The sequence below is a fragment of the Acinetobacter sp. COS3 genome, assembly GCF_000475335.1.
Lineage (GTDB): Bacteria > Pseudomonadota > Gammaproteobacteria > Pseudomonadales > Moraxellaceae > Acinetobacter > Acinetobacter venetianus.
In genome coordinates, this window is sequence record NZ_AXCD01000003.1 from 41,330 (window position 1) to 55,657 (window position 14,328).

12 protein-coding genes and 1 riboswitch are annotated in these 14,328 nt (G+C 39.1%); of the genes, 7 read left to right on the top strand and 5 right to left on the bottom strand.

What is annotated here, in order from left to right:
- The first annotated feature begins 103 nt into the window (after positions 1 to 103).
- The 7 genes from IO68_RS18625 to IO68_RS18660 all read left to right on the top strand — a co-directional run bounded on the left by IO68_RS18625 (position 104) and on the right by IO68_RS18660 (position 10,063).
- Complete coding sequence (locus IO68_RS18625; protein WP_023012499.1) at positions 104 to 1,339, top strand: alpha/beta hydrolase; 1,236 nt, start codon at positions 104 to 106, stop codon at positions 1,337 to 1,339.
- 254 nt (positions 1,340 to 1,593) lie between these two features.
- Positions 1,594 to 2,847: a serine hydroxymethyltransferase gene (glyA, locus tag IO68_RS18630; RefSeq protein WP_023012501.1), complete on the top strand. Its 1,254-nt coding sequence runs from the start codon at positions 1,594 to 1,596 to the stop codon at positions 2,845 to 2,847.
- A 205-nt stretch (positions 2,848 to 3,052) separates the two neighbouring features.
- Positions 3,053 to 3,148: riboswitch (guanidine-I (ykkC/yxkD leader) on the top strand.
- A gap of 48 nt (positions 3,149 to 3,196) precedes the next feature.
- The gene (locus IO68_RS18640; protein WP_023012503.1) at positions 3,197 to 3,934 is read left to right on the top strand and encodes an urea amidolyase associated protein UAAP1; all 738 of its coding nucleotides are present in this window, start codon (positions 3,197 to 3,199) and stop codon (positions 3,932 to 3,934) included.
- Positions 3,935 to 3,951: 17 nt separating this feature from the next.
- Positions 3,952 to 4,596: an urea amidolyase associated protein UAAP2 gene (locus tag IO68_RS18645; protein WP_023012504.1), complete on the top strand. Its 645-nt coding sequence runs from the start codon at positions 3,952 to 3,954 to the stop codon at positions 4,594 to 4,596.
- A gap of 12 nt (positions 4,597 to 4,608) precedes the next feature.
- Positions 4,609 to 8,211 carry an urea carboxylase gene (uca, locus tag IO68_RS18650; protein ID WP_023012505.1) on the top strand — a complete coding sequence of 1,201 codons (3,603 nt, stop codon included), beginning with the start codon at positions 4,609 to 4,611 and terminating at the stop codon, positions 8,209 to 8,211.
- A gap of 301 nt (positions 8,212 to 8,512) precedes the next feature.
- Positions 8,513 to 8,950, top strand: coding sequence for a CopG family ribbon-helix-helix protein (locus IO68_RS18655; protein ID WP_031234648.1), 438 nt, complete (start codon positions 8,513 to 8,515; stop codon positions 8,948 to 8,950).
- Positions 8,951 to 9,031: 81 nt separating this feature from the next.
- On the top strand, positions 9,032 to 10,063 hold the full coding sequence (locus tag IO68_RS18660) for an ABC transporter substrate-binding protein (protein ID WP_023012507.1): 1,032 nt from the start codon (positions 9,032 to 9,034) through the stop codon (positions 10,061 to 10,063).
- A gap of 49 nt (positions 10,064 to 10,112) precedes the next feature.
- Here IO68_RS18660 and IO68_RS18665 read toward each other — a convergent pair whose 3' ends face one another.
- Genes IO68_RS18665 through IO68_RS18685 form a run of 5 tightly spaced genes read right to left on the bottom strand, consistent with a single transcriptional unit; the run spans position 10,113 to position 14,212 of the window.
- Entirely contained in the window at positions 10,113 to 10,442 is a 330-nt protein-coding gene (locus IO68_RS18665) for a DMT family transporter (RefSeq protein WP_004880095.1), read from the bottom strand.
- A gap of 10 nt (positions 10,443 to 10,452) precedes the next feature.
- Complete coding sequence (locus tag IO68_RS18670; protein WP_023012508.1) at positions 10,453 to 11,328, bottom strand: hypothetical protein; 876 nt, start codon at positions 11,326 to 11,328, stop codon at positions 10,453 to 10,455.
- Positions 11,325 to 12,341 (bottom strand): isopenicillin N synthase family dioxygenase, encoded by a 1,017-nt coding sequence (locus IO68_RS18675; RefSeq protein WP_031234650.1) that lies wholly within the window; start codon positions 12,339 to 12,341, stop codon positions 11,325 to 11,327. Before IO68_RS18675 ends, IO68_RS18670 begins: the two co-directional genes overlap by 4 nt.
- Positions 12,342 to 12,395: 54 nt before the next feature.
- Positions 12,396 to 13,274 (bottom strand): ABC transporter ATP-binding protein, encoded by an 879-nt coding sequence (locus tag IO68_RS18680; RefSeq protein WP_023012510.1) that lies wholly within the window; start codon positions 13,272 to 13,274, stop codon positions 12,396 to 12,398.
- A gap of 2 nt (positions 13,275 to 13,276) precedes the next feature.
- Entirely contained in the window at positions 13,277 to 14,212 is a 936-nt protein-coding gene (locus IO68_RS18685; protein WP_031234651.1) for an ABC transporter permease, read from the bottom strand.
- Positions 14,213 to 14,328: the final 116 nt, after the last annotated feature.

Here is a 14,328-nt window from a genome sequence, read left to right on the forward strand (position 1 = left end):
TACTTGAATCAAAGCAATATTGGGCGTAATTCTTATAAAGGTTAATGCCTTAGAAATTCAAACCTAAGGAAAACAATAAATAAAAGAGTTAAGGAAAAACTTCATGAAGATGAAATTACTTACGGCGGTTATGCTGAGTTCTAGCTTATTGCTTACAGCATGTGGTGGTAGTGATGGAGATAGTTACACCTCATCGAAATCAGATATACCTGAAAATAATATAAGTGCTCCAGTCGTTGGTATTCCTGTCCCTTATGTAAAGTCGGATTTCAGTGCAGTTGCTTCTGAAAGTTCAGTCATGACTTATAAAATGTTAGGACAGGATGGAAAAGTAACAATGGCTACGAGCCTAGTATTTGTTCCTGGTGGTCCTATGCCAGCTGGAGGATGGAAAATTGTTGCGTGGGCACATGGTACAACTGGCGTGGCGGATCAGTGTGCACCGAGTCGTAACGAAACGAATCCGTATATTAAAGCAATGATTAGTCAATTTCTTGCTGAAGGTTATGTAGTTGTTGCTCCGGACTATGAAGGTTTAGGTGAGCCAAGCGGACGCGAATTACATCCATTCTTAAATGTGAAAAGCGAAGCATATTCTATTACTGATGCAGTTGTTGCAGCTCGTTCTTATTTAGCTGGACAAGGGAAAGTTATATCACGTCAATGGATGGCTGTAGGTCATTCTCAAGGTGGTCAAGCAGCGCTAGGTGCGGCTCAATATGCAAGTCGTGCAAAGTTGGACTATAAGGGGACTGTTGCTGTCGCTCCAGCATCAAATTTAGGTACGATTTTATATGGTGGAGAGTTATCTGTTAAAGATGCACCAGTTGCTCAGCAAATACCTGTTTATGCACAATTGGATACTTTTACAGCTTTGATTACAGCTGGTTTGAGAAATCTTCAACCAACATTTAACTATTCAAATGTCTTTAAATCACCAACAGATTTAATTGCGAGCAATGCAGAGTCAGATTGTTATGATGTTCTGGGAGGTAAATTTGCTGCTGCGATGCAAACCTATGCAGGTCAAAATGGTAATTTAACAAACTACCCGCGGACACAAGAAAATTTCATGTTATTACCGTTGGTGAAAACTTTCTTGGAGAGCGATTCGCAACCTGCACAGGTTAAGTTAGATCAACCTGTTACGATCTATCAAGGTGCTAAAGATACAACTGTGCCGATGGTTGCGACAAATGCGCTAGTTTCAGCTGCAACGCTGAAGGGTTCTCAGGTGCAATATATAACGAATGCTGATTGGGATCACGGTACAGCTTATGCCCTAAATATTCAAAACATCGTGAATGATGTGAAAACAGCTATGCCACCAATGAACTAATAAATTTCATGGTAGGGGAAGCCCAGTTTTCTATTGTTTAGATAACTGGGCTTTAATGATTCAACGATTTAAAAAAATAGAATTGTATAAAAAAGAAATAATTGGTTTCTCAAAAAAGAAATAAATAGCCATGCATGAATAAAATTCACCAATAATTAAATAAATATCAAGCTCTGTAACAGCAAACTTCATGCTATAATTCGCACCAATCTTTAGCACGGCTTAAAAGCCCTAATTTATAGGACCCTCCGCTAATGTTTGCCAATATCTCTATTGCTGAATTTGATCCAGAATTAGCTCAAGCGATCGCTTCTGAAGGTGAACGCCAAGAAGCTCACATCGAGTTAATTGCTTCTGAAAACTATTGCTCTAAAGCTGTAATGGAAGCTCAAGGCTCAAAACTTACGAATAAATATGCAGAAGGTTATCCTGGCAAACGCTATTACGGCGGTTGTGAATATGTTGATGTCATCGAACAACTTGCAATTGATCGTGCAAAAGCTTTGTTTGGTGCTGACTATGCAAACGTTCAACCACATGCTGGTTCACAAGCAAACTCTGCTGTTTATTTAGCGCTTCTTAACCCGGGCGATACAGTTTTGGGTATGAGTTTAGCTCACGGTGGTCACTTGACGCACGGTGCTAAAGTAAGTTTTTCTGGTAAAACTTATAATGCGATTCAGTATGGCTTAAACCCTGAAACTGGCGAAATCGATTATGAAGAAGTAGAACGTTTAGCTTTAGAACATAAGCCACGCATGATCGTTGCTGGTTTCTCTGCTTATAGCCAAGTTGTTGATTGGCAGCGTTTCCGTGACATAGCGGATAAAGTAGGTGCTTATCTTTTTGTTGATATGGCTCACGTTGCAGGCTTAGTTGCTGCTGGTGTTTATCCTAACCCAGTTCAAATTGCTGATGTAACAACAACGACGACTCATAAAACACTTCGAGGTCCTCGTTCTGGTTTAATCCTTGCGAAAGCAAACGAAGAAATCGAGAAAAAACTTCAATCAGCTGTATTCCCTGGTAACCAAGGCGGTCCTTTGATGCATGCAATTGCTGCTAAAGCAATTTGCTTCAAAGAGGCGATGTCTGATGAATTCAAAACTTACCAACAACAAGTTGTGAAAAATGCTCAAGCAATGGCTGAAGTATTAATTTCGCGTGGTTATGATGTTGTATCTGGTGGTACAGAAAACCATTTATTCTTATTGTCTTTAATTAAGCAAGACGTAACGGGTAAAGATGCTGATGCTTGGTTAGGTGCTGCACATATCACTGTAAACAAAAACGCGGTTCCAAATGATCCACGTTCACCATTTGTCACTTCTGGTATCCGTATTGGTACGCCAGCAGTTACAACACGTGGTTTCGGTGAAGCGGAAGTTCGCGAACTTGCTGGTTGGATCGCTGATGTGATCGACAGCAAAGGTGACGAAAAAGTTATCGCTGATGTGAAAGCAAAAGTTGAAGCTGTTTGTGCAAAATTCCCAGTATATGCAAACTAATGTGTATATCTAAAAAGCGCCGTAAGGCGCTTTTTTTATGTCTAAAAACTTGGAAATAGAAGAATCAACTTTCTCATTAAGCATCATCTTGGTGCCCATTTTTAATGAAACGCTCAAATTCTCACTAAAATTGATCATTTTGGTATTACTAAATATAAAAAACGTAATACTTATTTGGCATGTCTTTTGCTTCATCTAGATATAGCTAAAAGTTGTCTAGGGTTCCGATGCTGATTGGCGTGACTGGTCCGAGAGATGACGGTTCGACAGAACTACACGGAGGGATAAAAGCCCGGGAGGTCAGGCATTTTGCCATAACGAGGTTTAAATTATCCACAAGAGGTTTGTTATGAGTCAATCGGTCTATCACGACAATAAGACACTTTGGAGTGAAACATTACCGGGTGGGCATCATTGGTCTGGTCGAATCCAAAGAGGCACTGTTTTACAACTTGAAGCATTAAATCAGAATGCAAATGTTTCATTATTCTGTGTAAATGCTGATGAGAAATTAGAGCGCTTTAATATGCCTGATAGTTTGAAAGCTCAACATACGGCATTTTTATCGACAGGGCATGTATTGTACTCTGATCTCGGACGAGTCATGGTATCAATAGTGAAAGATGATCATGGCTGGAATGATGTGTTTTGTGGACCAAGCACAGCTGAACAAATTGCTAAAAACTTCGGTAAAAAGAGCTTCCAAGATGCACGTAATGATATGCATCAAAATGGTTTAGAGAGTTTGTTGATTGAGCTAACTAAGTTCGGTTTATCCCAAGCTGATTTAACAGCAACCGTGAATTTATTTTCGAAAGTACAGCCTGATGACGGTGGAAAACTGTCTTATGTGCAAAATAACAATCTGAATCAAATCATTGAATTGAGATTTGATATGGATTGTTTAGTCTTTCTTTCTGCTGCACCACATCCATTAGATCAATCTGATCATTATAACCCCGCTGATATTCAGCTTCGTTTATTTAAAGCTAATCCCTTAACTGAGCATGATATTTGCCGAGATTCATGTCCGCAAAACCAACGTGGTTTTGCCAACAATCAACGTTATTACGCATTATCAAATTAATTTGGGGGGAATAGACAATGACAGCATTACAACAATTTGAAAAAACAGTTTTAGATCAAGTTTGTCCAGCAGGCGAGGCTTGGATGTGTGAGGTAAAACAAGGTCAATATTTCCGAATTATTGATTTAGAAGGAAATCAAGCCGTTGATACTTTGTTTATCAGTGCTGAAAATGTTGATGAGCGATATAGCGCGACAGATACACTTGCTCAAAATCAACAACTGTATTTGGAAAAAGGCACAACGCTCTATAGTAACTATGTACGTCCAATTGCCGTGATCGTCGATGATAATTGTGGTCGACATGACACCTTAGGTGGTGCATGTTCATGTGAAAGTAATACGGTTCGTTATGCACATGATAAATACCCGATGCATAGTTGCCGTAATAATTTTATGTATGCTTTGGCACAGCATCCTATTGCAAAAAAACATCAGCTTAATGTTCGTCATATAGGTCCAAATATTAATTTCTTTATGAATGTTCCTGTTACGGCTGATGGACATTTAAAGTTCGATGATGGTGTTTCTGCACCGGGTAAATATGTGGAAATTAGAGCCGAAATGGATTTAATCGTACTTATTTCTAACTGCCCTCAATTAAATAATCCTTGCAATGCCTATAACCCAACAAAAATTCAACTCGTCGTACATGAAGCTTGAGGGGAATAGCATATGTTTAAAAAAGTACTTATTGCCAACCGTGGTGCTATTGCTTGTCGAGTAATTCGTACACTGCGTAAATTAGGCATTCAATCGGTTGCTGTTTATTCAGAAGCAGATCGTGATTCTTTGCATGTTTCTATGGCAGATGAAGCGATTTTCATTGGTGATTCTGCTGCACAACAAAGCTATTTAAATATTGAGAAAATCCTTGGGGCAGCACTTGAGTCTGGTGCAGAAGCGATTCATCCTGGATATGGTTTCTTATCTGAAAACGCTGCATTTTGTGATTTATGTGAGCAACAAGGCATTGCATTTATTGGCCCAACATCACAACAAATGCGTGATTTTGGCTTAAAGCATACAGCGCGTGAATTAGCAATTCAGAATCAAGTTCCTTTATTACCGGGCAGCCAATTACTTATTGATGAACAGGATGCAATTGTTCAAGCCGCGCAGATTGGCTATCCAGTGATGCTGAAAAGTACTGCGGGTGGTGGTGGAATTGGGATGCGTTTGGTTTGGAATGAAGTCGAGCTCAGAGATGCCTACCAGACGGTTTCCTATCTTGCGCAAGCAAACTTTAAAGACGCAGGATTATATTTAGAAAAATTTGTTCAAAATGCGCGTCATATCGAAGTACAAATTTTTGGTGATGGCAAAGGTCAAGTGCTAGCGTTAGGTGAGCGTGATTGTTCGGTTCAGCGCCGTAATCAAAAGGTGATAGAGGAAACACCAGCACCACATTTAAATCATCAACAACGTGAATATATTCAACAAATTGCCATTCAATTGATGCAGTCTGTACAGTATCGCTCTGCTGGTACAGTTGAATTTGTGATGGATACGGACACGCAAGAATTCTATTTTCTTGAGGTCAATACGAGACTTCAAGTGGAACATGGCGTAACTGAACAGGTTTATGGTGTTGATCTTGTTGAATGGATGGTGACTTTAGCGAGCGGTGATTGGTTAGAACCAACGCAACAACTCGAATCAAAAGGGCACTCAATTCAAGTCCGTTTATATGCAGAAGATCCGATTAAGAATTTCCAGCCAAGTGCGGGTCTATTAACTAGCGTAAAGTTTGATGCATCGTCACGTGTTGAGACGTGGGTTGAAACAGGATCAAATGTTTCTTCATTCTATGATCCGATGATCGCCAAAATTATCGTGACTGCAAATGATCGTGATCATGCAATTCACGCAATGCAAAATAGCCTAAGTAATACTGAAATTGCAGGGATTGAAACTAATTTAGAATATTTACAAGAAATTATCCGTTGTGAGGTATTCAATCAAGGAATTCAAACGACTCGCTTTTTAAATACATTTGAATGGAAAACGCAAAGGATAGAGGTTCTACAATCTGGCATACAAACCGCCGTACAAGATGTGACGGGACGTTTGGGCTACTGGGATGTTGGTGTTCCGCCATCAGGGGCAATGGATGCATTAAGCTTAAATGTTGCAAACCAATTATTGGATAATCCTTTTAATACAGCAGGCTTGGAATGTACTTTACAAGGTCCTACGCTTAAGTTTCATTGTGATAGCCAAATCGTTTTAACTGGCGGAGATATGGAAGCTAGTTTAGATGGTCAGATCATTCCAATGTGGTCAACCATCAATGTTCGCAAAGGACAAGTTTTGAAATGCGGACGAATTTCCACGGGTTGTCGAAGCTATATTGGTATTAAAGGTGGTTTAAATGTCCCTGCTTATTTAGGGAGTTTAGCGACGTTTACTTTAGGGCAATTTGGTGGCCACGCAGGAAGAAATTTGCTGATCGGTGATATGTTGCCTGTCTTTGAAAGCAGTTTAGAAAATACGCATTCGCTAGATGCGGCTCAAATTCCTAGTTTTGGAACAAGTTGGGAAATTGCAGTGATGTACGGGCCACACGGTGCGCCAGACTTCTTTACGAAAAATGATATTTCCATGTTTTTTGAACAAGAATGGGAAATTCACTTTAATTCGAGCCGTACAGGGATTCGCTTAGTTGGTCCTAAACCTGAATGGGCGCGTATCGATGGTGGTGAAGCGGGGTTACATCCATCGAATATCCATGACAATGCTTATGCAATTGGAGCGATTGATTTTACGGGTGATATGCCGATTATTTTAGGGCCTGATGGTCCGAGTTTAGGTGGCTTTGTTTGCCCAGCCGTTGTGATTAATGCTGAACTATGGAAATTGGGGCAGCTAAAAGCAGGGGATAAAGTGAAGTTTATTCCTGTAAGTTACCAGCAAGCTCAACAACTAGAACAGCAATATCAAACAGCATTGCAACATAAAACAACAGCGAATGTGAATTTCTCACCAGTTATTCAGGCAGAAGAAATCACTTTAGAAAATGCTGTTTTAGCAACATTGGCACAAGGTGAAGACAAACCTACTGTAACGTATCGACCTGCTGGTAATCATTATTTATTGGTCGAGTATGGGGATCTGGTCTTAGACCTCAATTTAAGATTCCGTATTCACGCTTTAATGCAGTGGGTAAAACAGCAAAATATTCAAGGTATTATTGATCTCACGCCGGGGATTCGTTCACTACAAATTCACTATAATTCGAGTGTTTTAGACCAATCGGATTTACTGAAATTATTACAATCTGCTGAAGTTGAATTGCCTGATATTGAGAACATGCAAGTTGCTTCTCGAACTGTGTATTTACCATTGGCTTGGGAGGATTCACAAACTCAACTGGCGACTGAAAAATATACGCAACTCGTTCGACCAGATGCACCTTGGTGTCCAGATAATATTGAGTTTATTCGCCGTATTAATGGTTTGGAGTCGAAACAAGCTGTTAAGGATGTCGTCTATAACACTTCGTATTTAGTGATGGGATTGGGTGATGTTTATCTCGGTGCACCAGTTGCAACGCCACTTGATCCAAGACATCGATTAGTTACAACCAAATATAATCCTGCGAGAACATGGACGCCTGAAAATGCTGTAGGTATCGGTGGTGCGTATATGTGTGTTTACGGCATGGAAGGGCCGGGTGGTTATCAATTTGTTGGACGTACCACGCAAGTCTGGAGCCGTTATCGTCAAAATCCGAATTTTGAATTAGATAAGCCGTGGTTACTGAGATTCTTCGACCAAATTCGTTTTTATGAAGTGTCTGAAACTGAACTTTTGGAGATGCGTGAAGATTTTAAAGCGGGACGTTTAAAGCTTAGAATTGAAGATGGTGTGTTAAATCTTAAGGAATACAATGCTTTTCTTAAAGAAAATCAGGCAAGTATTCAAGAGTTTAAGCAGGTTCAACAAGAAAATTTTGAAGCTGAACGCCGTAGATGGCATGAAGCAGGTTTAGCTGAATATGTTTCCGAAAGCATGGATGTTGTGCTTGATGATACTGAAATCAATATACCTACAGGTGGAATGGTTGTTGAATCACACATGCCGGGTTCAGTCTGGAAAATTGAATGTGCGGTTGGCGATATCATTGAGGAGGGTGAAACCCTTGCGGTGATAGAGGCGATGAAAATTGAAATTCCAATCATTGCACCAGCGAAAATGAAAGTCGATACCATCTTGATTGATAAAGCGCAAACGGTCAAAACAGGTCAAGCTTTGTTTACTTTAGCACCCGCATAATATTTGAAAAATATAATGATGCATGAAAAGCCCTATCATGAAACATAGGGCTTTTTTTTGCACATTTTTTAAACTTTATAAGTACTTTTGAGCGTAAATAATCCCATAAAAACTGGCATAGATACTGCATTAAATAATACGAATTGGAAAATTAGTATTACTGAGGTGGCGATGGATACCAAGCGAATCATGATTCAGTATTGCAAACTCCTTATGCATGTTTTGGTTGATCTTTTAGCAGTGAGAGCAAGTTTATATGTCAAACAAGAAAGACCAAGTGCAAAAAAGTAACTCAAGCAAACTGAAGGATAAACCGAAACTGACACGCATCAGTATTACGGTGCCTGAAAAGACCGTTGAAGCTTTGGATCAGAAGATCGTAGAAGAACATTACGAAAGTCGTTCTCAAGCAATCGTAGATATGATCAATCGCCATTTGATTCATCAATACACCACCGAGAACTCAGTCATGGTGGGAACTTTAACGTTGTTATATCAGCGCAATACAGCCAACATCCGCGTGCAACTCGCTGATTTACAACATGAGTTCCTTGAACAAGTGATTAGTTCTTTGAGTATTCAGTTAGATGATCAAAAAATCTTGGAGGTCATGCTGTTGCAAGGAAAAAGTAATGATCTTAAACAAATTAGTCAGCAATTTACTGCATTAAAAGGTGTGATTAAAGGCCATCTTGAGCTGATGGATGCAGTTATGCCACCACTGCAACAAAACGATTAACAGTGCGTTTGCTACGCATTATTTTCTAGTTAAAGATTTTACGTATCAATGTCATAAAACATTCTCTAATGGGGTCACATTATGAAGCAAGCAATTACAACATTATCCATCTCTGTATTATTGGGTTTGGCTGTTACAGGATGCGATAATTCAGCCAAAGTACCTACGGCCGATAAAGCTGCTGATTCAACAAGTAGCAATGCAAGTACACCAATTACTATTGGCTATAGTGATTGGCCGGGCTTTGTCGCATGGCAAGTAGCAATCGAAAAAGGCTGGTTAAAAGAAGCGGGCTTAAATGTAGATTTTAAATGGTTTGATTATTCAGCGTCTCTTTCTGCTTTTGCGGCTAATCAATTAGACGCAGTGTTGGTTACAAATGGCGATAATTTAGTGAATGCTTCTGGTGGAACCAAGGGCATGATGATCATGGTGACGGATTATTCTGCTGGTAATGATGTCATTATTGCCAAAGAAGGTATTAAATCAATTAGTGATCTAAAAGGTAAGTCCGTTGCAACGGAAAAAGGTTTAGTAGATCACTTACTCCTTTCAACAGCTTTAGATGATTCTAAAATTCCTGCAACAGATGTGAAACTTGTTAATTCAGTCACCAACGAACTCCCGCAAGTATTCACCAGTAAGGATATTTCTGCGATTGCAGTTTGGCAGCCTGTTGCCAATCAAGCTTTAAAAGCAGTGGCTGGTTCAAAGATTATTTATACATCTAAAGACAAACCAGGTTTGATTTACGATACGCTTTCAGTGAATGCGAGCCATTTATCTGCTCATAAAGAGGATTGGAAGAAACTGATTCAAGTTTGGGATAAGACTGTAAAATATATTCAAGATCCTGCAACACATGCCGATGCGGTAAAAATTATGGCAAATCGTGTAGGTGTTGACCCTGCACAGTATGAACAATTTATTGATGGTACACATTTACTTGATCTTGCTGCGAATAAGCAAGTATTTGCAAAAGGAGACGGTTTTGATTCAATCTATGGCTCTACTTACCATGTCAATAAATTCAATGTGAGCAATGGCATATATAAAGCAGAAGTGGATGCGGATGGATTAATTTATCCAGCACTTGTGGAAGAGTTAAAATAACAATATGCATAAAAAAACCGTTCACGCAGAACGGTTTTTTATAACTTTTTTAGATATGCGTACTTTTAGAAAATACATTAATCACAATAATTCCTGTGATCATCAAGCCTAGACCAATAAATGCAGCGGTGTCTAAGTGTTGTTTGAAAAAAATCCAACCTACGGCAGAAATAAGCACAATACCTGCACCTGACCAAATCGCATACGCAATGCCTACAGGTATCGTTTTCAGTGTAAGGGATAAAAAGAACAAGGCAACGGTATAACCTAAAATGGTAATGATCGAGGGAACTAAAACGCTGAATCCTTGGGAAGCTTTAAGCGCTGAGGTTGCGATTACCTCAGCAACAATTGCTATAGCTAAAAATAGATAAGACATAAACCTCCACTCAAATAGTCGTTTTTGCATGTTTCAGTAAATGATTTTGCTCTTGAGCTAACCATCGTTGCCCTGAATCGGAACAAGCAGAGATATGATCAAAAACAAAATCAGGCTGATAAACGTCAAGTTTAAAATATAGAAGATATTTGTCATCACCAATCATTTTTAATTGTGTAATGGTTTGATCTTCTAATAATTCAAAATGATCAAGTAAAATGGTTTGACCAATTTGAGTGGACTGCGTACTCCAGCAGATATTCGAACCATTCAATGCGATCGAAACTTCATAGCTTTCAATTTCACTCTTCAGATCATTCACCTCAGCTAAAGTAGCATATTGGTTTATCTGCTGTTGAATCTGAGGGAAACGTGATTGGGCATAAGCAATATGTTGATCTGTGATGACAAGACCACCATCAACAGGAAATATTTGCTCGGTTTTTAAACATTGCATTTGAAATAGTCGTAACCCAAAAAATAATCCTCTATTTGCTTGCTGACGCCAATCTTCGACATAAGCATTAGACGGTGCGAACTCTAAGATAGAATTTCCAATTGGATAGAGTTTTGCTGGTTCAGGCCATTGAATATGATTCTGATAACTTTGCTGAATTTCCCAAGATAATAATGCTGTTTGGCTGTCCCATATTGTATCGCCAATCCAACCCTGACGTTCATGTAGTACGGTTTGATTGCCGTCAGGAAGTCGGAGGTCAATGCTAAATGATTTTGATTGGAACCAGTAAACAATCGTATTTTCATCCGTTAAGCCATTGTAGAAGCTGATACTTTTACGTCTGAAACTTCCAAATAAATATCGGGGTAAGGTTAAGTCTGTGATGGGTGTTGGCCTTAATCGCTTTAATAATTGCACAAGGTTCATGACACTTCTCCTTGTTCATTTAAGCCAAAGGAGTAAAGCGGTCGTGCATTTTCTAAAACAAGCTCACCTGAAGCAATGCGTTGTTTTAGATATCTAAAAGTTTGCGCTGTTTGATTAAATAAATGTTCGCCACCTTTCATTGGTGGATAATGAGGAACTTCATTTTTGATAATTGGTTGGATGATATAGTCGTAATCACAAGAGAAAAACAAAGGGAAAGAATAGCGTTCTTGTTTGACGCGTTTAACACGGTGTTTGGTTGCTAGGTAACGACCATTCGATAAGATTTCCATCATATCTCCGATATTCATCACCATCGTATTTTCAATCAGTGGAATATCAATCCATTCACCTTGTTTATCTAATACCTGTAGTCCTTCTGCCGTTGGAAAAAGTAGAGTAAAGCACTCGTAATCTGTATGAGCACCAATCCCAAACTGATCTTCGGCATTTGAATTGAAAGGATAGTGGATCAGTCTTAATTGACTCGGTGCATGCTTTAAATGTGAATCAAAATAGTCTTCTTCTAACTCCAAAGCCAGCGCAAATGCTTTAAAAAGTTGATGGCCAATTGCTTTGATATGTTGGTAGTAAGCTAAAACTTGTTCTTTAAATTGAGGATCATTAGGCCATTGTGTAGGACCGAGTAAAGGGCGGCGATTTTCAATTTCCTGATAGTCATAATTGATGTCATATGCTTCTTTTAAGTCATACACACTGGCTTTGAATTGTTCCTCTCCAATCGGCACATAACCACTGTGGTTTTTTGAAAGCCCGATATAGTTTTGCATTTTTTGATTTTCATCTTGAGCAAAGTAACTTTCAGCGATTTCTTTGAGTTTATCAAAAAGTTCAGGCTGAAATTGTTCACCTTGAATATACAGAAAACCGACCTCTTTGCAGGCTCGATCCAGTGCTTGAACGACTTGCATCCGATCTTCTAAGTAATCGCTATTTAGAAGAGAAATGTCGATAAGTGGCAGGACATATTCATGGTTCATGATCTTCACCATAGGCTGGTCGTCCAGCAATAAATGAAGCGAATTGGGTCGTCCCAATTGCTATTTTTATTTCTGCGTACTGACTTGAGTCATGCGTGGAATTTTAGGTAAATCCTCTAAAGATGGGTCAAGTTCTTCTTCTTGACTATGTACAAGTTGATTCACGTGATCACGTAATTGTTTAAACTCCGTTGAGTGAATTAAGTCGAATGATCGAGGTCGAGGCAAATTAACTTCGATAACTTCTTTTACTTCACCAGGATTGGCTTTTAATGCCACGATACGATCGGCCAATAAAATCGCCTCATCCATGTCATGGGTAACAAACATAATAGTGAGGTCGATGTTTTGCCATAAATCCATCAAATGTTTTTGCATCTTTTGGCGGGTGTAAGGATCAAGTGCGCCAAAGGGCTCATCCATTAATAATATTTTAGGTTCATTGACCAATGCTCTAGCAATCGCAACACGTTGTTTCATGCCACCTGAAAGCTCATGTGGAAATTGATTTTCATACTTATCTAAACCAATGATGTTAATCCATTCTCGTGCCATTTCTTCTGCGCGAGTTCGGCTGATGCCTTTCATGATTGGGCCAAACATGACATTTTCTTTGACTGTTTTCCATGGGAAAAGGGTATAGCCTTGAAACACCATGCCACGTTCAGAGCTAGGCCCTTTGATTTTTTGACCTTCAACTAAAACCTCACCACTATGGAAATCATCTAATCCTGCGACAACACGACTCAAGGTGGATTTACCGCAACCTGATGGGCCGATCACACAGATAAATTCTCTTTTATGAATGGTTAAATCAATTTTATTTAGGACAAGGCGTTCACCATCGCCATGATTGAAGATTTGGCTCAGATTTTTGGTTTCTAACATTATAGGACGAGTATAAATACTTTCGAAATATGCTTTTGAATCAAAATGCTCAGTCATATTTATACTCCTTTTTTCCATTTGAATAGACGCATACCTAATTTCATTAAAATTAGATCGCAGACTAGACCAATCACGCCAATAATCAGGATTGCAGCATAGACGTTATCAAAGTTTTGATAGCGCGCTTGTTGTGTAATAAACCAAGTGATGCCTGAGGTTGCGCCAATTAATTCTGAAACAATTAAATATGTCCAAGCCCAACCAAGTAAGACACGTTGATCTCGATAGATATCTGGCAATGCGGCTGGAATCACCACATAGAATAGGCTTTTGACTTTGTTTGTTCCAAGGGTATAACCCGCCTCAATTAAGCCGCGATCAACCATTCTTGTGGTATTGGCAATAATCAAGATTTGTTGAAATAAAGTCCCAATCACAATGATGGCAATTTTAGGTGCATCGTTAATTCCTAAAATAGCAACCGCAAGTGCGCCAAAAGCAGGTGCAGGAAGGTAGCGAAAGAACTCAACAAAAGGCTCTGTTAACTTGGAAATCGTGTTGGAAAATCCGCATAAGATTCCGAGTGGTACACCAATCAACGATGAAATGAAAAATGCAGTAAATACGATTTTGATACTGTGCCACAGACTTTGATGTAGCCAAGGTGCGTCTGCTTGCTGTGGTGGTGTCGTAAATGATGTAAATAATGCTATCGCAACTTCATGTGGAGCAGGTAAATATATTGGGTTGACTAAAATTCCTGTTGGAGGTGTTTTAGCTTGATCAACCGCTTGTTGTGCTTCTGCATAGTAAGCACTTTTCTCAAGACGTGTTCCTACCTGTAAATAAGAGACACTGCCTGAATCAGTGATTTGAACTTGAGGATGCCAAATAAAAGGTAAATAACTGACACAGCTCCAAATAAGAAGTGGAATGATAAAAGACCCCAATCCTAAGAAAAGCTTTTTCCTTTTTGACAATACTGAATGATGCATAGGCAAACACCCGTAGTAATACTAATTTTAAAAAACGTAATACTATTTAGCAATTTTGATGCCAGTGTCTTGTGTTTAAATAGAAATTTAGCAGGGGAAAATATCAGAACTTAAAA